Raw genomic sequence first — 21,416 nt, 5'->3', positions numbered from 1 at the left:
GCGATCACGCCGTCTTCACGCCCGCGACGACGCCGGTGGGCTCTTCGCTGAGCCAGCGATAGATCACCCCGCCGAGCGCACCGCCGATCAGCGGCGCAACCCAGAACAGCCAGAGCTGCGCCAGCGCCCAGCCGCCGACGAACAGCGCAGGGCCGGTGCTGCGCGCCGGGTTCACCGACGTGTTGGTGACGGGAATGCTGACGAGATGGATCATCACCAGCGCGAGCCCGATCGCGAGCGGCGCGAAGCCCGCAGGTGCCCTTCCGTGCGTGGCGCCCATGATGATGAACAGGAACATCATCGTCATCACCACCTCGGTGAGGAAGCAGACCATCATGCTGTACTGACCAGGCGAATGGGCATCGTAGCCATTGGACGCGAAGCCCTTGGTGACGTCGAAGCCCGGGGCGCCGCTGGCGATCACATAGAGCAGCGCAGCTGCAACGATCGCACCGACGACCTGCGCGACGATGTAGGGCAGGATCTGTCCGGTTGGAAACCGGCCACCCGCTGCAAGACCGACCGTGACCGCCGGATTGAGATGGCAGCCCGAGATGTGGCCGATGGCGTAAGCCATGGTGACCACGCTGAGGCCGAACGCCAGGGACACACCGACCAGACCGATTCCGACCTGCGGGAAGCCGGCCGCGATCACCGCGCTGCCACAACCTGCGAATGTGAGCCAGAAGGTGCCGATAGCTTCGGCAGCATATTTTTTCATATCCATTGTCGTCCCCTGATTTCAAAGATTCCGGAACAAAGCTCCGGTCGCGGCCTCGCCAGGGGCGTCAAACCGCCCAAATCAGGGCCGCGCAGGGCCATTTTCGCCTCATTTAATGGCTGAACTTGGCCCGAAAGACCTCTTGGCAGGTGGACATCTCAGGTTTTGTCTGATACATCCGCGCGCTCAAGGTTAAGGGCGTCGGGCTTTTTGCCATCCCCTTTGACTTACCAGAATTCAAATCCGATCCACTGAAGAGGATGCCGCGTGCAGGTTCTCGTTCGCGATAACAATGTCGATCAAGCCCTCAAGGCGCTGAAGAAGAAGATGCAGCGCGAGGGAATTTTCCGCGAGATGAAGCTCCGCGGTCACTACGAAAAGCCCTCCGAGAAGAAGGCCCGCGAAAAGGCCGAGGCTGTGCGCCGCGCGCGCAAGCTGGCCCGCAAGAAGCTGCAGCGCGAAGGCCTGCTGCCGATGAAGCCGAAGCCGGTGTTCGGCGCCGGCCCCGGCGGCGACCGTGGTGGTCGTGGCGGCCCGGGTGCAGGTCCGCGCGGACCGCGCTGATCTTTCGGGATTTACCAGACTTCAGTTTTCGATGACGCGGGCCCAGAGCCCGCGTTATTATTTTGTAGCGGTGCCTTTCTGGGATGGGGCACTACCGATGCGGAACCAGCGCGAGCGAACCGTAGATGGCCTCCCCTCTCCCCGAGCGCCGCTTGGCGCGACGACGCCTGATCTTGCGCCAGCCGCTCGCGCTGACTTTGATGGGAATTGCGCTCTGCGGCTGCTCCTTCGACTTGGGATCCTTGATGCCGGAGAAGGAGAAGCCGCAGGAGGCGCCGAAGGCGGCGGCGACTGCCGAGAGCGCGGTCAGCGCCGGCAACGTCACCGAAGCCCAGGCCCATACGGCAAAGGCCCAGTCCCTCGCCAAGTCAGGCGAGACCGCGGCCGCGCTCGACGAGTTCAACCGCGCCGTGGGGCTCGATCCCTACAACGCACAGGCGCTCTATGGCCGCGCGCTGATCTACCAGGGCAACAACCAGCACGATTTCGCCGTCGCCGATTTCAGCGCGGCAAGCGGGCTCAACCCGCAAAAGGCCGAGCCGCTGCTCGGCCGCGCCATCAGCTATCTCGCCCTCGGCAAGGTCAAGGAGGCCACGGCCGATCTCGACGAGGCGTCCGAGGCCGATCCGCACAATGCCCAGGTCTGGACCGCGCGCGGACAGGCCTATGAGCGGCTCGGCGACAGGGCCAAGGCGGCGGCGTCCTACAACAAGGCCGTTGCCCTGCGTCCACGCGACGATGCCGCCCGCAGCGGCCTCGCCCGCGTCGGCGGCTGACAGCGGGGTGAAGCCGCCGGCTTAATCGGGAGTGGAGCTCTTCGGCAGGACGGAGTGGAACATCGACTTCATGCCCGACAGCATCTCGTCCGCGACGTTGGTCTTCTTCGGCCGAGGCATGGTCGCGCCGGCATCGGCACGCAGGTCGAGCGGCGGTGCGATCACCGGAACGGGAATGTCAGCCGGCGGCGAGATCCGATTCGGGTCGTCGTTGCCGACCGAGGCCGTGTAGGACGGCGGCGAACCGGCATTGCCATACGACTCCGGTGAGGGCGTAGACACCGTGATCGGCGGCGGCAGCGGACGGACCGCGGACGGCTCCGTCGTGACGACACGCGGGGCCTCGGGGACGCGGGTGGCTTCGCGCACCGCGGGCTCAGGGGTCCGCTCGACCGGCTTGGTCTCGGCAGCCTTGGCTTCGGCAGCCTTGGCTTCGGCAGCCTTGGCTTCGGCAGCCTTGGCTTCGGCAGCCTTGCCCTCAGGCGACTTGCGAAGACGCTCGATGGCGGCACGCGCCAGATCGTTCGCGTCGGGGGCTGCAGCCGGGGACGCAGCGGCCGCGGAATTGGCCTCCACCACCGGGGTGGTGGCTGCCGGGGTCGACTTCGCGGCCGCCTTCTCGCGCGCCGGGCGGCCATGCGAGGCGGTCTCGGCGGGAGCTGTGTCCGCAGCCTTGGTCTCGGGCTTGTCGGCAGCCTTCTCGGCCGCAGCCTTGTCCGTCACGCTCTTCTCGGAGACGCTCTTCTCGGACACACCCTTGGCCTTGACGCCGGGCGCGGGAAGGTTGGCGGTATCCGCCGGCTTGGCGTCCTTGCCGGCCTCGGCAGGTGCAACGACGGCGGTGGGGGTATCCGCCGCCGGCTTGGCGTTGATGTAGTGGTTAACGATGTAGGCCCCGATGATCGTCGCGAGCACCGAGGGGAAAATATCCATCGAGATTTTAGCGAGGTATTTCAGCATTTCTCGGCCACTCCCCGCGCGACCAGATGCGGGAACTTTGGGGCAATTGTAAGGGATCAACTGCGACGGATCGATGGCAAAGGGTAACCCTACGCCTTCAGCTCGATCTCAAGGAACACGATCTCAGTTGAGGTTTCGTTAAGTACGTCGTGCTGGACGCCGGCCTTGCGGAAGTAGGATTTTCCGGCGGCAAGCTGCGCCTTCGAGCGCTCGCCATTGGGCGCCACGATGGTCATTTCGCCGGCGACGACGGGAACAATCACATAGTCCATCCCGTGGGTGTGGTGCCCGGTCGCGCTGCCCGGGGCGAGCCGCCACTCGGTCACCCGGACCTCTTCGTTGTCGATCTGGACGTCGGACTTGGCGGCAAGCATCGGGAACCTTTCCTGGGACGGAGCACTTCAGGGCACGAAAACCATGAACACGTAGACGGCAAATACCACCATATGGACCAGGCCGAACAGCACATTGGTCCTGCCTGTGCCGAAGGTCAGCATGCTCAGGAAGAAGGTCAGCAGCAACAGCACGCTGCCCTGGGCGCTGAGGCCGAGCTCGAGCTCCTTGTCGAGCGCGTAGGTGGCGATACCGACGGCGGGGATGGTCAGGCCGATGGTCGCCAGGGACGAGCCGAGCGCCAGATTGATGCTCTTCTGGAGATCGTTCTTGCGCGCCGCCGCGATGGCCGCGACGCCCTCCGGCATGAGGATCAGCAGCGCGACCAGAAGGCCGGCGAAGGCCGGTGGCGCGCCGATCCTGGCGCCGACGGCATCGACCACCAGCGAGAATTTCTTGGCCAGCAGCACGACCGCCAGCAGCGAGACTAGGAGCAGCGCCACGGTGAGCGCGAGCGCTCCGACCGACAGGTGCACCGCACCACCCTCGCCCTCCGCCCGTTCATGAACGAAGTAATCCTTGTGCAGGACGGTCTGGGTGTAGAGGAACACCGCATAGAGCGCGAGCGTGACCACATCGACGAAGCCGAGCTGAACGCTCGAATAGACTGGTCCCGGCGTGGTGGTCGTGTAGTTCGGCATGATCAGCGTGATGGTCGCGAGCGCGAACAGCACGCTGAGATAGACGTTGGCGCCGGAGAGCTGAAAGCCCTGCTCGCGATAGCGCAGCCCGCCGATGAAGATGCAGAGCCCGACGAGGCCGTTGCAGACGATCATGACCACGGCGAACACGGTGTCGCGCGCCAGTTCCGGCGCCGGCTTTTCGCCCAGCATGATCGTGGTGATCAGCGCCACCTCGATGATGGTCACCGAGAGCGTCAGCACCAGCGTGCCGTAGGGTTCACCGACCCGTTCGGCGATCACTTCGGCATGATGGACGGCGGCGAACACCGTTCCGAACAGGATGACCAGGAGGACGACGGCGAAGCCGAGCCCGGCCAGCGACAGCGTGAAGACGTAATCCGTCACGCTGACGGCTACGAACAACAGCACGGCCAGCGCCGGGAAAATCCAGGCCGACCGGGGCATCGGACTATGCGCGCTCATCCACTGGCTCCAGTTGTGCAACCGAGCAGTAGCAAATCGGCAGTCAGATTCAATGCCAGTGCAGGATCGGCGCGACCGGCAGGACCGTCAGCAGCAGGAACAGCGGGATCAGCACCGCGCCAGCGCGCAGCAGATAGCCGAAGAAGCTCGGCATCTCGATGCCGTTCTCGTTGGCGATGCTGCTGACCATGAAGTTCGGCGCATTGCCGATATAGGTGAGCGCGCCCATGTAGACCGCGCCCATGGAGATGGAGGCGAGCGTGCCCGACAGGGCATGCATCAGCACTTGCGGGTCGCCGCCGGCCAGCTCGAAGAACAAGAGATAGGTCGGCGCATTGTCGAGGAATGCCGACATCAGCCCGGTGCACCAGAAATAGGCGACCTCGCGCGGCGTGCCGTCCGGCCCCGTGACCGCCGACAGCAGCCAGGCGAAGGCGCCGTGATGGCCGGCATCGAGCATGGCAATGACCGGAATGATGGCGACGAAGATGCCCGCGAACAGCTTTGCGACCTCGCGGATCGGCTCCCAGGTGAAGCCGTTGGCCTGCCTGTGCTCGTCCGGCGTCAGCCACACCGAGAGCGCCGCAATCGCCAGCAGCGCCACGTTGCGGGCGAGGTCTTCCAGCTCCAGCTTCGTTCCGAGAACATCGAAGGCGATGCCGGGCTTCCACATCGCCGACACCAGCAGGCTGGCGACGATCGCCGCGATCAGCACCAGATTGACGAGGCCGCGGATCCGCACCGGCTTCCCAGGCCCCGCGTCGCTGAGTTGCGGCTCGCGCCTGAAACGCCAGACGTCGACGGCGACAAAGATCACGAGCAGCAGTCCGGCAACGATCATCGTCTGCAACCAGATGTTCCGCGTGGTCCAGAAGAAGTCGACGCCGTGCAGGAAGCCGACGAACAGCGGGGGATCGCCGAGCGGGGTCAGCGCGCCGCCGACGTTGGCCACCAGGATGATGAAGAAGATGACGACATGAGCATTGCGGCGCCGCGGCCGGTTGGCGCGGATCAAGGGACGGATCAGGATCATCGCCGCCCCGGTGGTGCCGACGACGCTCGCCATCAGCGTACCGAGCGCGAGGATGCCGGTATTCGCCGCCGGCGTGCCCTTGATGTCGCCCGTGATGAGGATGCCGCCGGCCACGACATAGAGCGAGAACAGCAGCACGATGAAACCGAGATACTCGGCAAGCATGGCGTGGACCAGCGCGGCCAGCGTCGCCATGCTTCCAGCGAAGAGCACGAGCGAGCCGAGCGCGAGCAGCGACCAGATCGCGGCGATCTTGCCGTAGTGATGGTGCCAGAATTTTGCGAACAGCAGCGGCCCGAGCGCGATCGACAGCAACAGGCCGGCAAAGGGCAGCGCATAGGGCCAACGCATCGCCGCGCCGTCGATCCCCATTGCCGCCCATGCGGGCTGCGGCAACAGCGCGAGAGGCGCGGCCATGACCACGCAGCCCCGCCAGGTCGCAAACCGTCTAGGGAGCAATGAAGCGCCTCGCTGTCTCGATCGCGCCGAACGCATCGAGATTGTCGTGTCCGCCGCCCGCAAAGCGAACGAACTGCTTCGGTTCATGCGCGAGCGCGAACAGACGCTCCCCGAACACCATCGAAATGGCAAGGTCATTAGTGCCATGCATGACCAAGAGCGGCACCGTGACGCGCTCGATGCGCTGATCGGAGCGAAACTGATCGCGCATCAGCAGGCGAACCGGAACGAAGCGGAACGCCGCGGCGGCCACGTCGACGGTCGAAGTGTACGGCGCCTCCAGGATCAATTTGCCGACGGGATGTTCGGATGCGATGGCAACCGCAACGCCCGTCCCCAGCGAGAAGCCCCATGCGACGATTCGGTCCGCGGCATAGCGCGCGGTGGTGAAGGCGTAGGCGGAAGCGGCATCGCGCAGCAGCCCCTCCTCGCTCGGCGCGCCGCTCGAGCCGGCATAGCCGCGATACGACAGCGCCACGAGACCGGTGCCGTCAGCCGTCATCGCCTTGAAGCGATCGATGCGGCCGGCGAGGTAATCGCCATTGCCCGGAAAGAACAGGATCACGGGACGGCCGGGCCTCGCCGGCACGTGCCAGAGGATGACCTTCTCGCCATCGGACGTGGTCAGGACATGCTCTTCCGCCTCTGGCAGACCAGCGGCATCGGGCGCGGTGCGGCCGACGGGCGGGATCGGAAACAGCATCTCGCGCTGGCGGACATACAGCATGACGAGACCGGCAAGATAGACGGTCACGAGCAGGATGAGGGTCCATTTGACGATGGTCATCATTTGCGCGGCCCGCCCCCGATCCAGACTAGGGCTTGCGATGGCTCCGCAGCAATTTCATGACGTCGGGCCGGATGCTGGCGGGAACGTCGCGGCAGCCGCACGCCGCCTTGTGGGCGGCGTGCCAGGCGATGCGCTGCTCGCGCGTTGCCTTGGGCGGCATGCGATGGGACCGGTGCCATTCCTTGTTGATGGCCACGGTCCCTCCCGCATTACATCGCCTTGACGATGTTCTCGGTGACCTTCTTGGCGTCGCCGAGCAGCATCATGGTGTTGTCGCGGTAGAACAGCGGATTGTCGATACCGGCATAGCCCGACGCCAGCGAGCGCTTGATGAACATCACCGTGCCGGCCTTCCAGACCTGAAGCACCGGCATGCCGTAGATCGGCGAGGTCTTGTCCTCTTCGGCCGCCGGGTTGGTGACGTCGTTGGCGCCGATCACGAAGGCGATGTCGGCCTGCGCGAACTCCGAGTTGATGTCCTCGAGCTCGAACACCTCGTCATAGGGCACGTTGGCTTCGGCGAGCAGCACGTTCATGTGGCCGGGCATGCGGCCCGCGACCGGGTGGATGGCGTACTTCACCTCGACGCCTTCCTTCTTCAGGATATCGGCCATCTCGCGCAGCGCATGCTGGGCCTGCGCCACCGCCATGCCGTAGCCGGGCACGATGATGACCTTGGAGGCGTTCTTCATGATGAAGGCGGCATCGTCCGCCGAGCCGAGCTTGGCGGGCTTCTGCTCGCCGGTGCCGCCGCCGGCCGCAGCGGTCTCACCGCCGAAGCCGCCGAGGATGACCGAGATGAAGGACCGGTTCATCGCGTGGCACATGATGTAGGACAGGATCGCGCCCGACGAGCCGACCAGCGCGCCGGTGATGATCAGCGCCGAGTTGCCCAGCGTGAAGCCGATGCCGGCCGCGGCCCAGCCCGAATAGGAGTTCAGCATCGAGATCACGACCGGCATGTCGGCGCCGCCGATCGGGATGATCATGAGCACGCCGAGCGCCAGCGCCAGGATGACGATCATCCAGAAGTCGAACGCGCCGCCGGTGAGCACGAGGCGGACGATGAAGAACACCAGCGCCAATGCGAGCGCGATGTTGATGCCGTGGCGGAACGGCAGGATGATCGGTGCGCCGCTCATGCGTGCGGACAGCTTCAGGAACGCGATGACCGAGCCGGTGAAGGTCAGCGCGCCGATGGCGACGCCGAGCGACATCTCGACCAGGCTCTGCGGATGAATATTGCCCGGCGTACCGATGTCGAAAGCCTCGGGCGCGTAGAAGGCGCCGGCGGCGACCAGCACCGCGGCCATGCCGACCAGCGAGTGGAAGGCCGCGACGAGCTCCGGCATCGAGGTCATCGGCACGCGCCGCGCGATCACCGCGCCGATCGCGGCGCCGATCGCGATGCCGACGATCACCAGCACCCAGGCGAGACCGTCTGCCGGCGGATGGTTGGCTAGCGTCGTGGCGACCGCGATCGCCATGCCGATCATGCCGAACAGATTGCCCTGGCGCGACGAAGCCGGGCTCGACAACCCGCGCAGCGACAGGATGAACAGCACTCCCGCCACGAGATACAGAAATGCAGAGAGGTTGGCGCTCATCTCAGGTCCCCATTGATCCCATCAGCCCGAGGTGGCCGCTTACTTCGACTTCTTCTTGTACATCGCCAGCATGCGCTGGGTGACAAGGAAGCCGCCGAAGATGTTGATGCAGGCAAAGATCAGCGCAACGAAGCCGAAGGCGCGCGCCCAGCCCGAGCCGCTCGAAACATTGGCGACGCCGCCCGCAAGCAGCGCGCCGACCACGATCACCGAGGAGATCGCATTGGTCACGCTCATCAGCGGCGTGTGTAGCGCGGGCGTCACCGACCACACCACGAAATAGCCGACGAAGACGGCGAGAACGAAGATCGACAGCCGGAAGATGAAGGGGTCGACGACCTGTGCAGCATGCTCCATGGCGGCTCTCCTTAAACCTTCGGCTGGAAGTTCGGGTGGACGACGGCGCCGTCTTTGGTCAGCGCGGTGGCCTTGACCAGCTCGTCGTCCCAGTTCACGGCGAGCTTCTTCTCCGTCTTGTCGACCATGGTCTCGATGAAGGAGAACAGATTGCGTGCGTAGAGGCTGGAGGCCGAGGCAGCGACGCGGCCGGCGACGTTGGTGTAGCCGACGATCTTGATGCCATCGAGGTCGACGACCTCACCGGCCTTGGCGCCTTCGACATTGCCGCCGCGCTCGACGGCGAGATCGACCAGCACCGAACCCGGCTTCATCGACTTGACCATGTCGGCGCTGACGAGCTTCGGCGCCGGCCGGCCCGGGATCAGCGCCGTGGTGATCACGATGTCCTGCTTCTTGATGTGCTCGGCGGTCAGCGCAGCCTGCTTGGCCTGGTACTCCTTGGACATTTCCTTGGCGTAGCCACCGGCAGTCTGCGCGTTCTTGAACTCCTCGTCCTCGACCGCGAGGAACTTTGCGCCGAGCGATTCGACCTGCTCCTTGGTGGCAGGGCGCACGTCGGTCGCGGTCACCACGGCGCCGAGACGGCGCGCGGTCGCGATCGCCTGGAGGCCGGCGACGCCGACGCCCATCACGAACACCTTGGCGGCGGGCACGGTGCCGGCCGCGGTCATCATCATCGGAAAGGCGCGGCCGAAGGCCTCGGCGCCCTCGATCACGGCGCGGTAGCCGGCGAGGTTGGCCTGCGAGGACAGCACGTCCATCACCTGCGCACGGGTGATGCGCGGCATCAGTTCCATCGCGAAGGCGGCGACGCCGGCATCGGCCATCGTCTTCAGCGCGGCCTCGTTGCCGTAAGGATCCATGATGGCGATGACGAGCGCGCCGCGCTTGTACTGCGCAAGCTCGGAGGCCTCGGGGCGCTTCACCTTGATGATGATGTCGGCGTCCTTCAGCGCATCGGCGCTGACGGTGGCACCCACGGCGGTGAATTCAGAATCCGGCAGGCCCGACTTGAGGCCGGCACCCGGCTCGACGGCGATCTCGGCGCCAAGCGCCTTGAACTTCTTCACCGTATCAGGCGAAGCGGCGACACGCGGCTCCGACGGATCGATTTCCTTGGCAACGGCAATCTTCATAGGCCCTCCGGCGGCGCGGGACAAAGCGCGCACGCGAACTTAGCGTCACTCCCGCAACGTTGGATACCGGTTTTGGCACCGGCTTGAATGCAAATTTTATGGGCACCGACGACGCTGGCGGTGCAGCAGGCGATAGATCAGGTGAGGAAGATCGCCATCAGGATCACGATGAGCGCGACCGAGGCCGTGCCGTACTTCACCAGCTTGATGAAGCCCTCATAGGTCTGCTCGTGGGCAACGTAGTCGTTGCCGTCGGCAGTGGTGTACGCCACTTCGCTATGGTCAGCCATGGATTGTCCCCAGTCGAAAGTCGAATTCTCGGGCTGGGATACCTGAAAGATTTAGACAGGGCAACGGCACTCGGCAGCGGTTTTCCGCCAAATCAGGTCATTTGGAATCCAGATTGTCGCGGATCCAGCGCGTCAGGCCCTCCTCGCTGACTTCGCCGGCGGCAAGGGAGAGGATGATGGCTGCCGCCTCTGCCTCGGGCACAACGAAGTCGACGCCGTTGACGCCAAGGAAAGTGTACAGCGCCAGCAGAGACGTGCGTTTGTTGCCGTCGGCCAAGGGATGGTTGCGCGCAATGCCGAAGGCGTACGCTGCCGCCAATTCAGGAAGATCGGCGTTCTCGTCAGTCCATTTGTTTCTGGGCCGATCGAGCGCGGATTCGAGCATGCCTTCGTCCCGAAGGCCGCTTGCACCACCATGGATCGCCAGCTGTTCGTCGTGGATCGCAATGATGATCCGACGTGTCAGCCAGAACGGCTCGCTCATTTGGCAAGTTCGGCGAGGGCGTTGTGATAACGCTTCATTCCTCGCCGTGCGATTTCCATCGCTTTTTCGAAGTCGGGATCATACGGCGTCAACAAGACGCCACCGTCCGATTGCTCGACCGGAAACAGCTTGTCGCCCTCTTTGAGATTCAGACGAGCGGCAAGTTCCTTCGGCAGGATAACGCCGATGGAATTGCCGATCTTGCGCACCTGAAGCACGGTGGAGTCGTTCTTCAGGTCCTTGGGGTCCGCATTCTCGTTCATGACCGCACCTCGTTATACATCTGTATAACATCCGGCAAGCAGACGTTCAACAAATGTTTTACAGACCGCCCACCGCCTCAGCCCATCGCCTCCAGCTCGTCGATCATGCCGGCGATGACGCTAAGGCCACCGTCCCAGAATTTGGGATCCTTGGCATCGAGCCCGAACGGCCGCAGCAGCTCGGAATAGTGCTTGGTTCCACCGGCGGCGAGCATGTCGAGATAGCGCTCGGCAAAGCCTTCGGCCGCGTTCTCGTAGACGGCGTAGAGCGAGTTCACGAGGCAATCGCCGAAGGCATAGGCGTAGACGTAGAACGGCGAATGGATGAAGTGCGGGATGTACATCCAGTAGTTCTCGTAGCCCGCCTTGATCTCGATCGCGGGCCCCAGGCTCTCCCCCTGCACCGACAGCCAGATCTCGCCGAGCCGCGTCGCGGTGAGCTCGCCATTCTTGCGCTCGGTATGGACCGCGCGCTCGAAGGAATAGAACGCGATCTGCCGCACCACGGTGTTGATCATGTCCTCGACCTTGCCGGCGAGCATCGCCTGACGCTGTTTTGCGCTTTTGGTCTGGGCCAGCAGCCGCTTGAAGGTGAGCATCTCGCCGAACACGCTTGCGGTCTCCGCCAGCGTCAGCGGCGTCGGCGCCATCAGCGCGCCGTTCTTCGCCGCCAGGACCTGGTGCACGCCGTGGCCGAGCTCATGGGCGAGCGTCATCACGTCGCGCGGCTTGCCCTGGTAGTTCATCAGCACGTAGGGGTGCGCCGACGGCGTGGTCGGATGCGAGAACGCGCCCGGCACCTTGCCCGGACGCACCGGCGCATCGATCCAGCGATCGGTGAAGAAGCGCTCGGCGATGTCGGCCATTTTAGGCGAGAAGCCGCGATAGGCCGTCAGCACCATGTTGCGCGCATCGGGCCAGCCGATGACGTCGGTCGCGGCAAAAGGCAGCGGCGCGTTGCGATCCCAATAGGCCAGCCGCTTCTTGCCGAACCACTTCGCCTTCAGCGCGTAATAGCGATGCGACAGCTTTGGATAGGCGGCACGGACCGAGGCGACCAGCGCATCCACCACTTCGCGCTCGACGCGGTTGTTCAGATGGCGGGAATCCGCGACGTCCTTGAAACCGCGCCAGCGGTCGGAGATGTCCTTGTCCTTGGCGAGCGTGTTGGTGATCAGCGCGAAGGTGCGCTCGTTGGCCTTGAAGGTTTTTGCCAGCGCTTCGGCCGCTGCCTTGCGTTTGGCGCCGTCGCGGTCCTGCAGGAAATTAAGCGTCGGCTCGATTGCCAGTTCTTTCGCACCGACCTTGAAACGCAGGCTGGAGATGGTCTGGTCGAACAGGCGGTTGAAGGCGGAATAGCCGGTCTGCGCCTTCTCCAGGAAGAGCTGTTCGAGCTTGTCGTCGAGCTGGTACGGCTTCTCCTTGCGCAGATCCTCGATCCACGGACGGTAATACGCGAGCTCCGGAGCCTGCATCGCGCGGGTCAAAATATTGTCATCGATGCGGTTGAGCTCGAGCGCGAAGAACAGAAGATGCGTCGACGCCGCCGTCAGGCGTTCGGACACATCGCCGTAAAACTTTGAAATCTTGGGGTCAACGCTGTCGCCGGCATGGACGAGACCGGCATAGGAGCCGAGACGGCCGGCGAGATCGTCGATCGCCTCATAGCGCCGCACGGCTCCCGCGAGCCATTTTCCGCCATCTTCGTTTGCTGTCCCTGTCGCGAGCTTGCCCTTGTAGTCGGTCTCGAACGCGACGCAATCGGCATCCATCTTCTCGAGATCGCGCGCCACTTCCGGTGCATCGATCCCGGAATAAAGATCGGCGAGGTTCCACTCCGGAAGCTTGCCGGTCTTGCTCGCAGCTTTGGAGGACTTCACCTTGGCGGCAGATTTCTTGGTGCTTGGCTTGCGGAGAGCGGGCTTGCTGGAGGCAGACTTCTTGGGAGCGGGCTTTTTGAGAGCGGGCTTGGAGCGCGAATTCATTGTGTGGGAAACCTGTGTTCAACAAGCGCGACGGCGGGCGGGGACTTCAAGGTTTAAGAGTGCGTTAATCGGCTTCGGCCAGAGTGCCCCGATTCGAGACAGATAGTAGTAGCGTGCGGGGAACACCATGGCTGCCTGTATTTTGATCGCCGACGACGACGCTGTAGCCCGCCGGCTGGTCGAGAACATGGTGCAGAAATGCGGCTATGAAACGATTGTCGTGGAGTCCGGCGATGCCGCGATCGCCGCCCTCACCGCCCCCGACGCACCCGCCATCGACGGCGTCATCCTCGATCTCGTGATGCCCGGCCTCGACGGCTTGGGCGTGCTGGCGAAGATCCGCGAAGCGGGCCTCTCCGTACCCGTCATCGTACAGACCGCCCATGGCGGCATCGACAATGTGATCTCGGCGATGCGCGCAGGCGCCGCCGATTTCGTGGTCAAGCCTGTCGGCATGGAGCGGCTTCAGGTCAGCTTGCGCAACGCGCTCAACACCTCCGCGCTCAAAGGCGAATTGCAACGCATCCGTCACAGCCGCGAAGGACGGCTGACCTTCTCCGACATCATCACCCGCGCCGAGGCGATGGCACCCGTCATGCGCGCGGCGCAGAAGGCGGCGAATTCCTCGATCCCCGTGCTGATCGAAGGCGAGTCCGGCGTCGGCAAGGAGATGTTTGCGCGCGCCATCCATGGCAGCGGCGAGCGCAAGGCAAAGCCCTTCGTCGCGGTCAATTGCGGCGCAATCCCCGACAACCTCGTCGAGTCAATCCTGTTCGGCCACGAGAAGGGTGCCTTCACCGGCGCCACCGAACGCCACACCGGCAAGTTCGTCGAGGCCCATGGCGGCACGCTGTTCCTGGACGAGGTCAGCGAGCTGCCGCTGACGGCTCAGGTCAAGCTGTTGCGCGCACTCCAGGAAGGCGCGGTCGAGGCGGTCGGCGGCCGCAAGCCCGTCAAGGTCGACGTTCGCATCGTCTCGGCGACCAACCGCAAGCTGCTGGAGCGGGTGAAGCAGGGCCATTTCCGCGAAGACCTGTTCTATCGCCTGCATGTGCTGCCGCTGACGATCCCCTCGCTGCGCGCCCGGCGCGAGGACGTCCCGCATCTGCTGCGGCATTTCCTGGCGCGCTTTGCCGCCGAGGAGAACCGTCCCATCACCGGCATCAGCGGCGAGGCCGTGGCACATCTCGCCCAGCTCGACTGGCCCGGCAACATCCGCCAGCTCGAGAACGCGGTCTACCGCGCCGTGGTGATGAGCGACGGCGACCAGCTTGGCCTCGCCGACTTCCCCCTGCTCACCACCCAGCCGCATGGCGCAACGGACATCCCGACCGCTCCGCTGATACTAGAGCCGATCGCCGCGCCCTCGGTGGTGTCGGGTAGTGAAATACCAATCGCACCGCTTCCCCTGGCGGGAAACCTGTCGATGCTGACGCCGACCGGCGACGTCCGCCCGCTGGAGGACATGGAGAGCGAGATCATCCGCTTTGCGATCTCGCACTATCGCGGACAGATGTCGGAAGTCGCCCGCCGCCTCAAAATCGGCCGGTCCACCCTTTACCGGAAGCTCGACGAAGCCGGGGTTCCCGGCCATGGCGGGAAAAGCGGTGAGGAGACGCACTGAGCCTCATGCGAACGCACGTTCGCGCGAGGCTGGGAAGCGACCGCAAGCCGTTGAATTACGGCAAAATTCGACTGTGGCTTGAACCGTGACTTGGAAGTGACAGACAGAGGGAAAAGCGCGCGCGGCAAGCGCACAATCCGTTGCCAAGAGGCTCCCTTGAAGTCAGTTTGTCGTGAGTTGTCCCGGGTAGCGCTGGCTGCAAAATCGGGGCCTGTATATCGTCTGGCGTAGGGAATCGTTGCGTGCAGGCGTGCGACTTTCGAGAGGCCGGCGCGATTAGCCGAAACTCAATTAGGCGATAACGAAGCTGTTCCACGAGGGACAGTTCACCCGAGGGGTGTGACACAATGCGTGACTGTTTGAACCACCGTGCAGGCTTTGACCGTGTCTTGATGACGGTCGCGGCCACCTTCCTCACGGTGTCGGCCGGCTCGGCGCTGGCGCAGGATCAGGCGCGCAGCAGCGCGGCCGAGCTCGCGATCGAAGCCGCGATCCCGCGCCCCGAGCCCGCCAACGTTCCGCCCCCGACCGCTTCCGACATCAAACTCGACACCACCGCCACCGTGCAGGATCCGGCGAAGGAAACTGCCAAGGAAACTGTCAAGGAGCCCGTCAAGGCGGACGGCGCGCCCGCGCCCGACAAGGTCGAGACCAAGCCGTCCGATGTCGCCACCACGCCCGCGCCGGAGGCACCGAAGAGCGAGACGGCGAAGACTGAGCCGGCAAAGAGTGAACCCGCCAAGGCTGACACCGCGACCGCCCCGCCGGCCGCGCCCGCAGCGCCTGCCACTGCGGCGGCTCCGGCCGCCGAGCCGGTCAAGGCTGCCAGCAACGTTCCCGCCGCCGACCAGCCGGTCGCCGACAAGCTCAAGGACATCATCGGCGCCAAGACCTCGCGCCATTTCGACCGCAAGAACGAGCGTGCGGCGATCGAGAAGTTCTACGGCGCCCGCGACTTCGCGCCGGTGTGGACACAAGGCGGCAGCCTGACTGCCGCGGCCAAGGGCGTGATCGCGCGGCTCAAGGATGCGGCCTCCGACGGCCTCAATCCCGCCGACTATCCGGTGCCGGATTTCGCCGCCGCCACGACGCCCGATGCGCTCGCCGACGCCGAGCTGAAGCTCACCGCCAGCATGTTCGACTATGCGCGCCAGGCGCAGAGCGGCCGCATGCACTGGTCCCAGGTCAGCGGCGACATCCTCTATCCCGAGCATCCGGTCGACCCGAGCGAGGTGCTCGCCAAGGTCACGACCGCGTCTGACGCGTCCGCGGCGCTCGACAGCTACAACCCGCCGCACAAGCTCTACAAGGAGCTGAAGGCCAAGCTCGCGGAGCTCCGCGGCCAGGGCAGCGGCCCGGTGATCGAGATCGCCGACGGTCCTGCGCTGAAGTACACCCCGGCCGGCAAGAAGCAGGCGGAGATCGTCGTGGACGATCCGCGCGTGCCGCAGCTGCGCGCCAAGCTCGGGATCACCGAGAACGCCAGCGACACCCGCTATGACGCTGCGGTTGCCGAAGCCGTGCGCAAATTCCAGAACGGCGCCGAGATGAAGCCGACCGGCATCCTCGACGACAAGACGGTCAAGGCGCTCAACACCCCCAAGCGCGACAAGCAGATCGACACCGTGCTGGTGAACATGGAGCGCTGGCGTTGGCTGCCGCGCGACCTCGGCGTGCCCGCGCTGGGCGATGCCTATGTCATCCTCAACATTCCCGACTACACGCTGAAGGTGATGCAGCGCGGCCAGCAGGTCTGGACCACCCGCGTCGTCACCGGCAAGCCCGGCCAGCACGCCACCCCGCTGCTGACCGAGACGATGAAGTACATCACGGTCAACCCGACCTGGAACGTGCCTCCGTCGATCGTCTACAACGAATATCTGCCGGCGCTTCAGCAGGATCCGACCGTCCTCCAGCGCATGGGCCTCAAGCTCGAGCAGAACCGCGACGGCTCGGTGCACATCTCGCAGCCGCCCGGTGAAGCCAACGCGCTCGGCCGCATCCGCTTCAACTTCCCGAACAAGTTCCTGGTCTATCAGCACGACACGCCGGACAAGAACCTGTTCGCCCGGGACGACCGCGCCTTCAGCCATGGCTGCATGCGCGTGCAGAACCCGGATCAGTACGCCTCCGTGCTGCTCAACATCGCGATGCCGAACGAGAAGTACACGCCCGAGCGCGTGCGCAGCATGTACGGCAAGAGCGAGATCGACCTGAAATTCCCCACCCCGATCCCGGTCAACATCACCTACCAGACCGCGTTCGTGGACGACGCCGGCAAGCTGCAATTGCGCAAGGACGTCTATGGCCGCGACGCGACCATGCTCAACATCCTGAAGAACGGCCGCGGCAAGGATCTCGAGAACGTCGTCGCGCACTCGCAGCCGAGCTATTCGCGCCCGGCGACCACCCTGCCCTCGGGCGTTGCGGTGGCCAACAATGGCGGCGGCTTCGGCTCGTCCGGCCCGAACTTCTTCGAGCGGCTGTTCGGAGCGCCGACCCCGCCGCCGGCTCCGGTCGGCCGCCGGCCGCAGCGGGTGTTCACCCGCTGAGGCCCGCCCGGCGCCTCATTTCCTGAAATTCTGCAATGAAATCAGCGCCCTCATCCCCAGGATGGGGGCGCTTAACGTTAACCATTCTCCGACCTGCCCTCAGGCAGCGGGCGTTTTTTTGCCACAGTCAACCGTTTAGGATTGTAGCCTGACTTGGTTTGGGGGCGGGAAGGTCAACCTCGAATTAACCTTCTTGCTTTAAGAAAGCGTTCACCCTCTTTCGCGCGCTAACGGGGTTGGCGGGAGAGTCCATTTGAACGCTCGTCGACTGGGTGGGCTCATACGTGCTGACTGGTCTTGCACGCCAACTTGCTGTGCTGTCGTTGTCCCATGCGGGAGTGAAGGTCGGATCCCGGATCGGCCTCGCTTCCGTATTGCTGCTGGCTGCCGCCGGCTCGGTCCATAACGCCGCCGCGCTGAACGAGACCAAGACCCTCTCCTTCCACCACACCCATTCCGGCGAAGACCTCACCGTCACCTTCAAGCGCGACGGACGCTATGACGAAGCCGCGCTGAAGCAGCTCAATCATTTCCTGCGCGACTGGCGCACCCAGGACGAGACGGTCATGGACCGTCACCTCTTCGACATCCTCTGGGAAGTGTACCGCGACGTCGACGGCAAGCAGCCGATCCAGATCATCTCCTCCTACCGCTCCCCCGCCACCAACGCCATGCTCCGCCGCCGCTCCTCGGGCGTGGCGCGCTTCAGCCAGCACATGCTGGGCCATGCGATGGACTTCTACATCCCGGGCGTACCGCTGGAGCAGATCCGCTTCGCCGGCCTGCGCCTGCAGCGCGGCGGCGTGGGCTTCTACCCGACCTCCGGCTCGCCCTTCGTGCATCTGGACACCGGCAGCATCCGGCACTGGCCGCGCATGACGCATGACCAGCTCGCCCGCGTGTTCCCGGACGGAAAGACGGTGCATCTGCCGACCGACGGCACACCGCTGAAGGGTTATGAGCTCGCCAAGGCCGAGATCGAGCGTCGCGGCAGCGGCGATGACGGCGCCAGCAAGCCGAACTTCTTCGCCGCCCTGTTCAAGAGCAAGTCGGCGCCGGCGGCCAGCAGCGGCGACGAGGATGACGAGGGCGCGCCGGCCCCGGCCGCGAAGTCGTCCGGGCCGACCGTGGTCGCCGCCGCAGCCAAGCCGGCCGACCCGGTCCCGACCCCGCGCGTCAAGCCGCAGGTCGCAGCCACCCTCCAGCTCGCCTCGGCCGATGCGCAGCTCGTCGCGCCGCCCAAGCCGAAGCCCGCGCCCGTGGCTGACAAGCCCGCCACCAAATCTGCCGAGGCCAAGCCGGAGACCCCGGCCGACATCATCAATGCCCGCGGCTTCTGGGATGCCCCCGCCACGCCGCAGCAGGCCACGCCCGCCCAGGTCGCGGCGCTGAAGGCCCGCCAGGCGCTTGCCTCCGCGAGCGATCCGCAACCCACCGCGAGCGTGTCCAGCGCAACGCTTCAGGCACTGGCTTACGCGCCTGCCGCCTCCCCGGTCGATCGCAGCAACGTGGTCGCCGCCTCCGCGCCGATCCCGCGCTCTGCCCGTCCCGGCGCGCGCGGCGCGGCACCCGCGACCGAGATCAACAGTGTGGTCGGCAAGAGCGTCGACGGCATGGTCGCGACCGCGACCCGCCTGTCCGCGGCCAAGAACGAGAGCATCTGGCTCAAGATCGTGATGCTGTCGCCGAGCGCCAGCCGTGCGATGTCGGTCACGCTGATGGGCGAGCTCGATACGGCGGCGCTGCGCGGCTATTTCGTCAAGCCGCAGACGGTGATCGCGATGGGCTTCACCGAGGACCCGATGCCGGGCCTGTCCTGCGACAGCTTCTCGGGCAGCGCGACCGCGAAGCTCGAGACGACGTCCTTCGTCATGCGCACCGCGGCGCTGCGCTAAAGGCGCAGAACGACCTCCACGAATTCAGTCTCGTAGCCCGGATGAGCGCAGCGACATCCGGGAAAACGGCGCGCGCTGAGACATCCCGGATATCGCTTCGCTCATCCGGGCTACAGGTTCACAGCATCTATTTCGCTTTCCCGCCCCGCCGATCCAGATGATAGGTCAGCGCCAGCGACAAGCAGACGGCAAGCTCCCGCTTTTGCAATTTGCCCGCCACCGGCAGCAGCAGTGCCCTGGTCTGCCGGTACTCGAACTGATCTGGAAAGCGCTCGCGAAAGCTGTCGACCAGCGTCGTCCTGCAGTTGAACAGAATGGCGGCGTGCTCGGAGTCCTTGATGCGGCCGAGCCTGATCGTTGAGCCGCTGCCCGTCTCTTCGGTCAGATAGGCGGGCTCGCCCCATTTCAGGGTTTCGCTGAGCCGGCCGACCTCCTCATGCACTGCCGCGGTCGCAAAGATCAGATCGCGCACCTGAAGGAGCCGCTTGCGCATCGGCGCCGGAAAGGCGTCGAAGGCCCGGCTCACCTCGCGCGGCAATATCGGCTCGGTCACGGTCTCGCTCTCGATGGATCGGCAATCGGTCTCCGCCGTGCGCCAGATCAAGTCGGCAGGCCAGCCCGAAGAAGGCCTGCCTCATAGCGCTGACGATCGACCTCCCGCTTATAATGCTGGGTGGAAAGATGATTGGCGACGGAAAATGCCGGCTCACGCTTGAGAACTTCGGCCGCGTGCGCGCCGGCAGCCACTGCATTGCCCATCTGCGCGAAGATCCCGGCGAGGAACGCATGATGGGTGTGATCGGGGCGTGAGATCCGCGAGAAGGCTTCGGCGGCTTCGGCGTATTTCTCGGCACAGTAATAGGCACGCCCGAGATGGCTCCAGAATCGTTCCGGGTGATACGGGTTGAGCCGCATCGCCTTCTTGATCCAGTCGATGCCCTCCTCCGGCCTGCCCAGCCAGGTCAGCAGTTCGCCCTGCTGCACCACCACGAGGTCATAATTCGGGTTGAGCGCGAGCGCGCGTTCCTGATGATAGGTGGCCTTGTCATGGTCGTCGCGATTCAGATTGAGCGCCGCGAGGATGCGGTGGACGTCGCTGTCATTGTCGTCGAGGCCCAGCGCGGTTTCCAGCTCTGAAGCCACCTGCTCAAAGGTAGCGTCGCGATCCGCGCACCAGCTATAGACCCAGGTCTGGCCCAGGACGCACGCCTTCCACGCATGCGCGTGCGCATAGTTCGCGTCGAGTTCGAGCGCCCGGTTGAGCAGAAGCTGCGCCCGCGCATTGTCTTCGCGATTGGAGCGATGGTGCAAAACCTTTGCGGCCAGCACGCATTCATAGGCCGCCATGTTGTCCGTCGGCTTGCGGTTCGCCCGATCGTGCGTCGCCGCCTCGACACGGCCGGGCAACGTGGCGGCGATCGCACGCGTCATCTCGTCCTGGATGGCGAAGATGTCCTTGAGCTCGCCGTCATAGCGTTCGGCCCAGATATGCCGATCCGTCTCCGCATCGATCAGCTGCACGGTGACGCGGACGCGATCCCCGGCCTTTCGCACGCTTCCCTCGATAACGTAGTCGACACCGAATTCGCGGCCAACGTCCTGAACCTTGACCGACTTTCCCTTGTACACGAAGGTCGAGTTGCGCGAGATCACCAGCAGGTCGTGGAAGCGGGAAAGTTCGGTGATGATGTCCTCGGTCAAACCGTCCGCAAAGAACTCCTGCTCCGGATCGCCGCTCATGTTGGCGAAGGGCAGCACGGCGATTGACGGCTTCTTCGACTTGCCGGTCGCCTTTGCAGCGGCCGTCGTGCCGGCTGGCGCGCTTGCCGACCCATCCTCCAATCGAATCCGGTAGACGCGGATGGCGCGCGCGATGTTCTTGACGTTCTGCTCGCCGATATCTTCGAACGCGACGCCATCGAGGCGCTCGCCCAACTGGTCGCGCACCGCGCTGGAGATGCAGATGCCTCCAGGCTCGGCCAGTGCCTCCAGCCGTGCCGCGACGTTGACACCGTCGCCGAAGATGTCGTTCTGATCGACGATCACGTCGCCCAGATTGATACCGATGCGGAATTGGATCCATCGCGGCGGCGGGACATCGGCGTTGCGACGCCCCATCCGGCTCTGAATTTCAGCAGCGCACAACACGGCGTCGACGACGCTATGGAATTCGACGAGCAGGCCGTCGCCCGTCGTCTTGATAATGCGGCCGTGATTTTTGGCGATCGCCGGATCGATGAGCTCGATCCGGTGGGTCTTGAGGCGCGCGAGCGTGCCACCCTCGTCGACCTCCATGAGCCGACTAAAGCCGACCATGTCAGCCGCGAGGACCGCGGCGAGCCTGCGCTCTGGTCCAGGCACATCCATAGCTCGGTCCCTTTGCCGAGCATTCTAGCAGACGCGCCGATTTTGCCCAAG

21 protein-coding genes are annotated in these 21,416 nt (G+C 64.8%); 5 read left to right on the top strand and 16 right to left on the bottom strand.

Annotated features, from left to right (window positions below):
- Positions 1-4: 4 nt before the first annotated feature.
- Complete coding sequence (aqpZ, locus tag N2603_RS09275; RefSeq protein WP_018641553.1) at positions 5-727, bottom strand: aquaporin Z; 723 nt, start codon at positions 725-727, stop codon at positions 5-7.
- A 261-nt stretch (positions 728-988) separates the two neighbouring features.
- Between aqpZ and rpsU the strand changes: the two genes are divergently transcribed.
- Complete coding sequence (gene rpsU, locus N2603_RS09270) at positions 989-1,285, top strand: 30S ribosomal protein S21 (RefSeq protein WP_008546194.1); 297 nt, start codon at positions 989-991, stop codon at positions 1,283-1,285.
- Positions 1,286-1,410: 125 nt separating this feature from the next.
- Positions 1,411-2,061 (top strand): tetratricopeptide repeat protein, encoded by a 651-nt coding sequence (locus N2603_RS09265; RefSeq protein WP_260388491.1) that lies wholly within the window; start codon positions 1,411-1,413, stop codon positions 2,059-2,061.
- Between the two features lie 21 nt (positions 2,062-2,082).
- On the opposite strand, the gene N2603_RS09260 is transcribed toward N2603_RS09265, so the two are convergent.
- The 13 genes from N2603_RS09260 to N2603_RS09200 form a co-directional block, all read right to left on the bottom strand.
- A complete protein-coding gene (locus tag N2603_RS09260; protein WP_260388490.1) occupies positions 2,083-3,021 on the bottom strand; it encodes a hypothetical protein in 939 nt (312 codons plus the stop codon).
- Between the two features lie 89 nt (positions 3,022-3,110).
- Entirely contained in the window at positions 3,111-3,395 is a 285-nt protein-coding gene (locus N2603_RS09255; RefSeq protein ID WP_018641556.1) for a cupin domain-containing protein, read from the bottom strand.
- Positions 3,396-3,422: 27 nt separating this feature from the next.
- A complete protein-coding gene (locus tag N2603_RS09250; protein ID WP_260388489.1) occupies positions 3,423-4,520 on the bottom strand; it encodes a calcium:cation antiporter in 1,098 nt (365 codons plus the stop codon).
- Positions 4,521-4,569: 49 nt separating this feature from the next.
- Positions 4,570-6,048 carry a sodium:proton antiporter gene (locus tag N2603_RS09245; protein WP_425248977.1) on the bottom strand — a complete coding sequence of 493 codons (1,479 nt, stop codon included), beginning with the start codon at positions 6,046-6,048 and terminating at the stop codon, positions 4,570-4,572.
- Positions 6,002-6,799, bottom strand: a complete 798-nt coding sequence (locus N2603_RS09240) for an alpha/beta hydrolase (protein WP_260424167.1) — start codon at positions 6,797-6,799, stop codon at positions 6,002-6,004. Before N2603_RS09240 ends, N2603_RS09245 begins: the two co-directional genes overlap by 47 nt.
- A gap of 28 nt (positions 6,800-6,827) precedes the next feature.
- Positions 6,828-6,998 carry a hypothetical protein gene (locus N2603_RS09235; RefSeq protein WP_260388487.1) on the bottom strand — a complete coding sequence of 57 codons (171 nt, stop codon included), beginning with the start codon at positions 6,996-6,998 and terminating at the stop codon, positions 6,828-6,830.
- A gap of 13 nt (positions 6,999-7,011) precedes the next feature.
- The gene (locus N2603_RS09230) at positions 7,012-8,409 is read right to left on the bottom strand and encodes an NAD(P)(+) transhydrogenase (Re/Si-specific) subunit beta (RefSeq protein WP_260388486.1); all 1,398 of its coding nucleotides are present in this window, start codon (positions 8,407-8,409) and stop codon (positions 7,012-7,014) included.
- 39 nt (positions 8,410-8,448) lie between these two features.
- On the bottom strand, positions 8,449-8,766 hold the full coding sequence (locus tag N2603_RS09225; protein ID WP_014492434.1) for a proton-translocating transhydrogenase family protein: 318 nt from the start codon (positions 8,764-8,766) through the stop codon (positions 8,449-8,451).
- An 11-nt stretch (positions 8,767-8,777) separates the two neighbouring features.
- A complete protein-coding gene (locus N2603_RS09220; protein ID WP_260388485.1) occupies positions 8,778-9,905 on the bottom strand; it encodes a Re/Si-specific NAD(P)(+) transhydrogenase subunit alpha in 1,128 nt (375 codons plus the stop codon).
- A 137-nt stretch (positions 9,906-10,042) separates the two neighbouring features.
- Positions 10,043-10,195: an aa3-type cytochrome c oxidase subunit IV gene (locus N2603_RS09215; RefSeq protein WP_008136857.1), complete on the bottom strand. Its 153-nt coding sequence runs from the start codon at positions 10,193-10,195 to the stop codon at positions 10,043-10,045.
- 97 nt (positions 10,196-10,292) lie between these two features.
- On the bottom strand, positions 10,293-10,679 hold the full coding sequence (locus N2603_RS09210; protein ID WP_260388484.1) for a type II toxin-antitoxin system death-on-curing family toxin: 387 nt from the start codon (positions 10,677-10,679) through the stop codon (positions 10,293-10,295).
- Complete coding sequence (locus N2603_RS09205) at positions 10,676-10,942, bottom strand: AbrB/MazE/SpoVT family DNA-binding domain-containing protein (RefSeq protein ID WP_260388483.1); 267 nt, start codon at positions 10,940-10,942, stop codon at positions 10,676-10,678. The genes N2603_RS09210 and N2603_RS09205 overlap by 4 nt, the downstream gene beginning before the upstream one ends.
- A gap of 77 nt (positions 10,943-11,019) precedes the next feature.
- A complete protein-coding gene (locus N2603_RS09200; protein WP_260388482.1) occupies positions 11,020-12,927 on the bottom strand; it encodes a M3 family oligoendopeptidase in 1,908 nt (635 codons plus the stop codon).
- Between the two features lie 127 nt (positions 12,928-13,054).
- Between N2603_RS09200 and N2603_RS09195 the strand changes: the two genes are divergently transcribed.
- The 3 genes from N2603_RS09195 (at position 13,055) to N2603_RS09185 (ending at position 18,998) form a co-directional block, all read left to right on the top strand.
- Positions 13,055-14,551: a sigma-54-dependent transcriptional regulator gene (locus N2603_RS09195; protein ID WP_260388481.1), complete on the top strand. Its 1,497-nt coding sequence runs from the start codon at positions 13,055-13,057 to the stop codon at positions 14,549-14,551.
- A gap of 347 nt (positions 14,552-14,898) precedes the next feature.
- Positions 14,899-17,103: a L,D-transpeptidase family protein gene (locus N2603_RS09190; protein ID WP_260388480.1), complete on the top strand. Its 2,205-nt coding sequence runs from the start codon at positions 14,899-14,901 to the stop codon at positions 17,101-17,103.
- A gap of 272 nt (positions 17,104-17,375) precedes the next feature.
- Entirely contained in the window at positions 17,376-18,998 is a 1,623-nt protein-coding gene (locus tag N2603_RS09185) for a peptidoglycan L,D-endopeptidase MepK (protein WP_260388479.1), read from the top strand.
- Between the two features lie 127 nt (positions 18,999-19,125).
- Here the strand turns inward: N2603_RS09185 and N2603_RS09180 are convergent, their stop codons facing one another.
- Together N2603_RS09180 and N2603_RS09175 are read right to left on the bottom strand one after the other, a co-directional pair.
- Positions 19,126-19,551, bottom strand: coding sequence for a DUF1801 domain-containing protein (locus N2603_RS09180; protein ID WP_260388478.1), 426 nt, complete (start codon positions 19,549-19,551; stop codon positions 19,126-19,128).
- A gap of 47 nt (positions 19,552-19,598) precedes the next feature.
- Positions 19,599-21,365, bottom strand: coding sequence for an adenylate/guanylate cyclase domain-containing protein (locus N2603_RS09175; RefSeq protein ID WP_260388477.1), 1,767 nt, complete (start codon positions 21,363-21,365; stop codon positions 19,599-19,601).
- Positions 21,366-21,416 lie beyond the last annotated feature (51 nt).

Origin of the sequence: Bradyrhizobium huanghuaihaiense, from assembly GCF_025200885.1 — a bacterium.
In the GTDB taxonomy this organism is placed as follows: Bacteria; Pseudomonadota; Alphaproteobacteria; order Rhizobiales; family Xanthobacteraceae; genus Bradyrhizobium; species Bradyrhizobium huanghuaihaiense.
The sequence above is the reverse complement of the archived record's forward strand: the minus strand, read 5'-3'. Positions and strand labels throughout refer to the sequence as shown.